Genomic DNA, 4,795 nt, shown 5'->3' with positions numbered 1-4,795 from the left:
GCGCTATCCCTCCCCACCCGGGTGGGGAATCCCGCGCCTTACGTTGAATAAGCCCAGGGAGATTACCCAGCAGCGAGGAAGCGTTGAGCAAAAGTTTGCATCATCCGGCGTTGGGTTAGTCTTGCTCAAGCGGCAGGTATCTTGTTACCACCACCAGGGCTTGAGGGGGGTGCCGTCGGGGAAGATCAGGCCGGCAATCTGGGATCCGCTGTGCTTGAGGCCCTCGATCTGGGCGCCTTCCAGGTTGGCCTGGGCGAGGTTGGCGCGGCTGACATCGGCCCGGCGCAGGTTGGCCCCCTGGAACTGGGCCTGACGCAGCTCGGCGCCGCTGAGATCGGCTCCTTCCAGGTCGGCATTTTGCAAGTTGGCCTCCCGCAGATCCGCCCGCTGCAAGTTGGCTCCCCGCAAGTCTGCTCCCTCTAGGTTGGATCCGCGCAGATCCACGCGGCTGAGGTCGGCCCCCCGCAGCCGGATCTGGCGCAGCACCAGCCCCCTCAAGTCGGCCTTGCTCAGGTCTTGGCCACAGAGATCCTGCCCCTCTCCTCCCCAGTTCTGCAACTGCCAGATGTGGCGCAGCCGCTCCTCCAGCCGGGTTGTCTCAGAAAGCTGGGATCCCCGCAGGCTGGTGCCGCTGACTTTTACCCCCCTCAGGTCGGCTCCCCGCAGATCTGCCCCTTCGAGGACAGCGCCGCTTAGCTTGGCTCCCTGCAAATTGGCCTGGCGCAGATCCGCCTGGCGCAGGTGGGCGCCGTTGAAGTTGCAAAGGCGCAGGTTGGCCTTTCTCAAGTTAGCTTCGTAGAAGTTGGCACCTCCCAGCCGTGCCTCTTGCAGATCCCCTCCCTCCAGGTCGGCGTAGGCAAAATCCCGCTCCCCGCGCCGATAGGCCACGATGACCCCCTGCGCACCTCCCACTGGGCGAAAGGGGCTGTAGGTGCGACAGGCTTCCTCTGCCTCCGGCTGCTCGAGCTGGGAGAGGAGCCGCCACGCTGCCAGGCGCACCGCCCAGGAGGTGTTGCCAGCCAGTGCTTCGATGAGTTCGGCCAGACCTGCCGGCCCGTACTGCAGCAACTGGGGCAAGGTGGCCAGACGTACCACCTCGTCGCCCTGGGTGAGCCGTCGCCGCGCCCCCTCAAGCCCCCCCAAGACCAGGGCGTGGATCGGTGCACCGCCGGCTGCCACTTGTCCCCCCAGCACCAGATCCCAGGGGCGGGGCCGGGATCCCTCACCTGTGCCCACTGCAGGTCGGGAGTTGCCGAGCATGGGTGGAGGCCAATGGGCCTGGTTATACCCAGCGCCCCACCACTACGCGGATGGTGCCATCCTCTAGGCGCTCCTCCGCCTCGATGGCGAAGCCCTGCTGCCGGGCAGAGCGCAGCAAGCTCTTGTGGGCGTAGCGCTGCAAAATCGGCTCTAGGAAAGTCTGGGGATCGATGCCCGCCCCCCACAGATCCACCACAAGCTCGTAGTGATCCCCGTTGCGGCGAAAGCCGATGTCAAAGCCGTTCTTTTGCCGGATCACCAGATCGGCGCGAGTGCGGTTCCAGAGGTAGCCGCGCAGGCTGGCGTTCCGCTCCACGGTGTAGCCCAATTCCTTGAGGGTCTCTTCCAGCAGGTCGGCATCCTTGATTTGCACTTGCAAGGTGGTGAAGTGGGACATGGCGGTTCCGATCCTTGAACGGATGGAGACGGGATCCTCACTATAGAAGCGCCTCTGCAGTTGTGGAAGAAATGTGAAGGAGGATTACGTTTCCCGCGGCTCCCGCAACTTCTCTGCCCTCACGGCAGCGGGATGGTGTTCTCGTTCCCTGGCTGCAGAGGCTTCGGCTTCTCCTGGGGAGCCGGGATCCCATCTCCCTTGGCCAGGGGCAAGGTGCGGGCCCGGGATCCCTGCCAAGGATCCAACACATCCCGAATCAGCACCTCCTGGATCCACACTTGCAGGATGGCCGCCAAGGGCACAGCCAAAAACAGGCCCAGTACTCCAAAGAAAAAGGCCGAGGTAACTTGGGCCACCAAAGTCAGAGCCGGCAAAAGCGACACCTGCCGCGACATGACGATGGGGGTGAAGACGCTGCTTTCCAACTGCTGGATGAAGATGTAGAGCCCCAGCACCGCCAGCGATTTCCAGGGGGCATCGGTGAGGGCCACCAGCATGGGGGCGACCACGCTCAAGGTGGGGCCGATGTTGGGGATGAAATTAAACAGTCCCGCCAGCACGGCATTGGCCAAGGTTAAAGGCACGCCCAAAATCCACAGCCCAATGCCGCTTAGCAGCATTACCAGGCTGCTGGTGAAGAGGATCCCCACCAGCCACCCTCGCAGCGCCAGCTCGCAGCGCTTGAGGATATAGCGGACGCGGGGGCGGTAAAAGGCGGGGAAAACCGAGACAAAGGCGCGGCTGTAGGCTTGAGGATCCACCAACAATAGGATGGTGAGGATGATGACAAACAGCAAGTTGAGCAGGGTGGCAAAGAAGGCGGTGAAGGACTGGGAGAAAAAGTCCCGCACCTGGCGCACCAACTCAGTGGCCTGGGGCACAAGACTATTGGCCAACTCCCGCAGCGTCGGCAGCTCGATATCCGTCGGCAACGAGAGGATGAGGTTCTCAAATAGCCGCTGCGCCTGCACGATCCCAGCGGGCACCCCATCGGTAAACAGCCGCCGCAACTGATCCGCCAGGGGAGGCACTACGATCAGCCCCACCAGAATTGCCCCCACCAGAACCGTCAAGCCGGTGATGAGGAGCGAGGGGCCACGGCGAAAACCGTAGCGCTGCGGGATCTGAGCCAGGGTGTCTAAAGCTACTGCCAAGACGATGGCCGCAAACACCAATAGCAGGATCTGCCGGATCTGCCAGAGCAGAACCAACAGGCCCAGCAGCGCTGCCAGCCCCAGCCAATGGGCGAAGGTCACCGCAGCTCACCTCCTCTCTCGCCCCGTCGTCGCCTATTCTAGATGGGATCCCGAGCATTCCCATGGGGGAGCGCCGTATGCGCGATCTGGAGCCGCAAGCAATGGCTCTGGCCTTTGATGGCCTGGAATTCGGGACAGAATCCTTTCCTGCCGAGGAAGTCCCCCTGCTCTCGGTGGGGGGAGTGTCCGGCTACTTGAAGTCGCTGCTGGCCGGGGATCCCTACTTGGCCAGGCTGTGGGTGGTCGGAGAAATCTCCAGTTGCCAGCGCAACCGCAACGGCCACCTGTTCCTGACCCTGGTGGATCCGGAAAGCGGCGATGTCCTCAAGGGGGTTGTGTGGCAAAGCCAGACTGCCCGGCTCAGCTTCTGGCCGGAAGTGGGGCAACAGGTGCTTGCGCTGGGGCAAATCGGCATCTACAGCGGCGGCAGCTACTATCGCCTTGTTATCTGGCAACTGCTGCCGGCGGGCGAGGGGCTGTTGGCGTGGCGCTTGCAGCAGCTCAAGGCCCGCCTGGCTGCCGAGGGCCTGTTCGACAACCAGCGGCCTCTACCTACCCACCCTCAGTGCATTGCCGTCGTCAGCTCTCCCGACGCCGCCGGCTGGGGCGATATCCGCCGCACCCTCAACCAGCGCTACCCCGGGCTGCGGGTGCTGTTTTCGCCGGCCCAGGTGCAAGGGGAAGCGGCCCCGGAGTCGATTGTGCGGGCCATTCGCCGGGTGGAACAGGATGGGCGGGCGGAAGTGCTGCTGATTGCTCGAGGGGGTGGATCCGGCGAGGATTTGGCTTGCTTTAACGATGAGCGGGTGGTGCGGGCCATTGCCGAGTGCCCTATTCCGGTGGTGACGGGGATCGGCCACCAGCGGGACGAGACCTTGGCGGACTACGCGGCCGACTACGCGGCCCACACCCCCACAGCGGCGGCCGAGCGGATCGTGCCCGATCTGCGGGAATTGCAGTACCAGGGATCCCAGTTGCGCCAGAAGTTGATCGAACGCACGCTGCAGGCTTTGGAGAGGGCACAGCGGCGCTTCCAGCACACCCAGCGCCATCTCGCCCAAATCCATCCGGAGCGGCTGCTGCAACAGGCGCAGGAGCGCCTAGCCCAACGACAGCAGCACCTTGTCCAGGCCGTGCGCCATCGCCTTCAGCAGCAGCAACAGCGCCAACAGGCCCTCCAGGAGCACCTGCAAGCCCTCGACCCTGCCGCCGTCCTCAGGCGGGGCTATGCCCTGGTGCGGGACGAACGGGGATCCCTGGTTCGCACCCACCACCTACCGCCGCAGACCCGGCTGAGGATACAACTGGCCTCGGGAAGCCTCTGGGCCCGAGTGGAGGAGAGCCATGAGCCGCCGCAAACGTGAGGATCCCTGGCGCTACGAAGCAGCCATTGCCGAAGTGGAAAGTTTGATTGCCCAGATTGAATCGGGGGAGCTGGATCTGGAGGAAGTGGTGGAGCGCTTCCAGCAGGCCGCCCAGACCCTAAAGCGCTGCGCCCAGTTTTTGGAGCAAAAACGGCAGCAGGTGGAGATCCTCATTGAGGAGTTAGGCCCTGGCGAAGAAGAGCTGCGCGAGTTCTAGAGCCGGGGGGAATGGGGCAGTCCAAGAAACTGGGCTAAGGCCCCAGGTGCCCCTGCTGCTGTTGCTCAACGGGGGCAAGGCTTGACGAAGGGGGCGGTGCCCCTGAAGATGGTCAAGTCGTCAAGATCCTTTGGGGCGCCCTCTATGTCCGCCAAGATCTTGGATGGCAAAGCCCTGGCTGCTCGCCTGCAAGCGGAGATGGCCGCCCAAGTGCAAGCTTGGCTGCCGCGGGTGGGGCGTCCGCCGGGATTGGCGGTGCTGCGGGTTGGAGAGGATCCCGCCAGTGCGGCTTACGTGCGCG

6 protein-coding genes are annotated in these 4,795 nt (G+C 64.0%); 3 read left to right on the top strand and 3 right to left on the bottom strand.

Annotation, left to right across the window (positions count from 1 at the left end):
* Positions 1 to 144 precede the first annotated feature (144 nt).
* The 3 genes from NW835_RS04815 to NW835_RS04805 all read right to left on the bottom strand — a co-directional run bounded on the left by NW835_RS04815 (position 145) and on the right by NW835_RS04805 (position 2,913).
* The gene (locus NW835_RS04815; protein WP_414414656.1) at positions 145 to 1,260 is read right to left on the bottom strand and encodes a pentapeptide repeat-containing protein; all 1,116 of its coding nucleotides are present in this window, start codon (positions 1,258 to 1,260) and stop codon (positions 145 to 147) included.
* Positions 1,261 to 1,282: 22 nt separating this feature from the next.
* A complete protein-coding gene (locus NW835_RS04810) occupies positions 1,283 to 1,657 on the bottom strand; it encodes a DUF1257 domain-containing protein (protein ID WP_414376867.1) in 375 nt (124 codons plus the stop codon).
* A 119-nt stretch (positions 1,658 to 1,776) separates the two neighbouring features.
* Positions 1,777 to 2,913, bottom strand: a complete 1,137-nt coding sequence (locus tag NW835_RS04805; protein ID WP_414366630.1) for an AI-2E family transporter — start codon at positions 2,911 to 2,913, stop codon at positions 1,777 to 1,779.
* Positions 2,914 to 2,990: 77 nt separating this feature from the next.
* Between NW835_RS04805 and xseA the strand changes: the two genes are divergently transcribed.
* From xseA to NW835_RS04790, 3 genes are all read left to right on the top strand, one after another.
* Complete coding sequence (gene xseA, locus NW835_RS04800) at positions 2,991 to 4,277, top strand: exodeoxyribonuclease VII large subunit (RefSeq protein WP_414414655.1); 1,287 nt, start codon at positions 2,991 to 2,993, stop codon at positions 4,275 to 4,277.
* Positions 4,258 to 4,494, top strand: coding sequence for an exodeoxyribonuclease VII small subunit (xseB, locus tag NW835_RS04795; protein WP_414366634.1), 237 nt, complete (start codon positions 4,258 to 4,260; stop codon positions 4,492 to 4,494). Before xseA ends, xseB begins: the two co-directional genes overlap by 20 nt.
* A gap of 144 nt (positions 4,495 to 4,638) precedes the next feature.
* Positions 4,639 to 4,795, top strand: a 157-nt coding sequence (locus NW835_RS04790) for a tetrahydrofolate dehydrogenase/cyclohydrolase catalytic domain-containing protein (RefSeq protein ID WP_414414657.1), incomplete at its 3' end; no start/stop codon positions are given.

The organism is Synechococcus sp. OH2 (assembly GCF_047462155.1).
GTDB lineage: Bacteria > Cyanobacteriota > Cyanobacteriia > Thermostichales > Thermostichaceae > Thermostichus.
Note: the sequence above shows the minus strand (reverse complement) of the source record. Positions and strands in the feature narration are given on the sequence as shown.

Excerpts from the sequence above, each read along its gene's own strand:
- xseB (WP_414366634.1), top strand. The coding sequence starts at position 4,258 with ATGAGCCGCCGCAAACGTGAGGATCCCTGGCGCTACGAAGCAGCCATT.
- NW835_RS04810 (WP_414376867.1), bottom strand. The coding sequence starts at position 1,657 with ATGTCCCACTTCACCACCTTGCAAGTGCAAATCAAGGATGCCGACCTG.
- NW835_RS04815 (WP_414414656.1), bottom strand. The coding sequence starts at position 1,260 with ATGCTCGGCAACTCCCGACCTGCAGTGGGCACAGGTGAGGGATCCCGG.
- xseA (WP_414414655.1), top strand. The coding sequence starts at position 2,991 with ATGCGCGATCTGGAGCCGCAAGCAATGGCTCTGGCCTTTGATGGCCTG.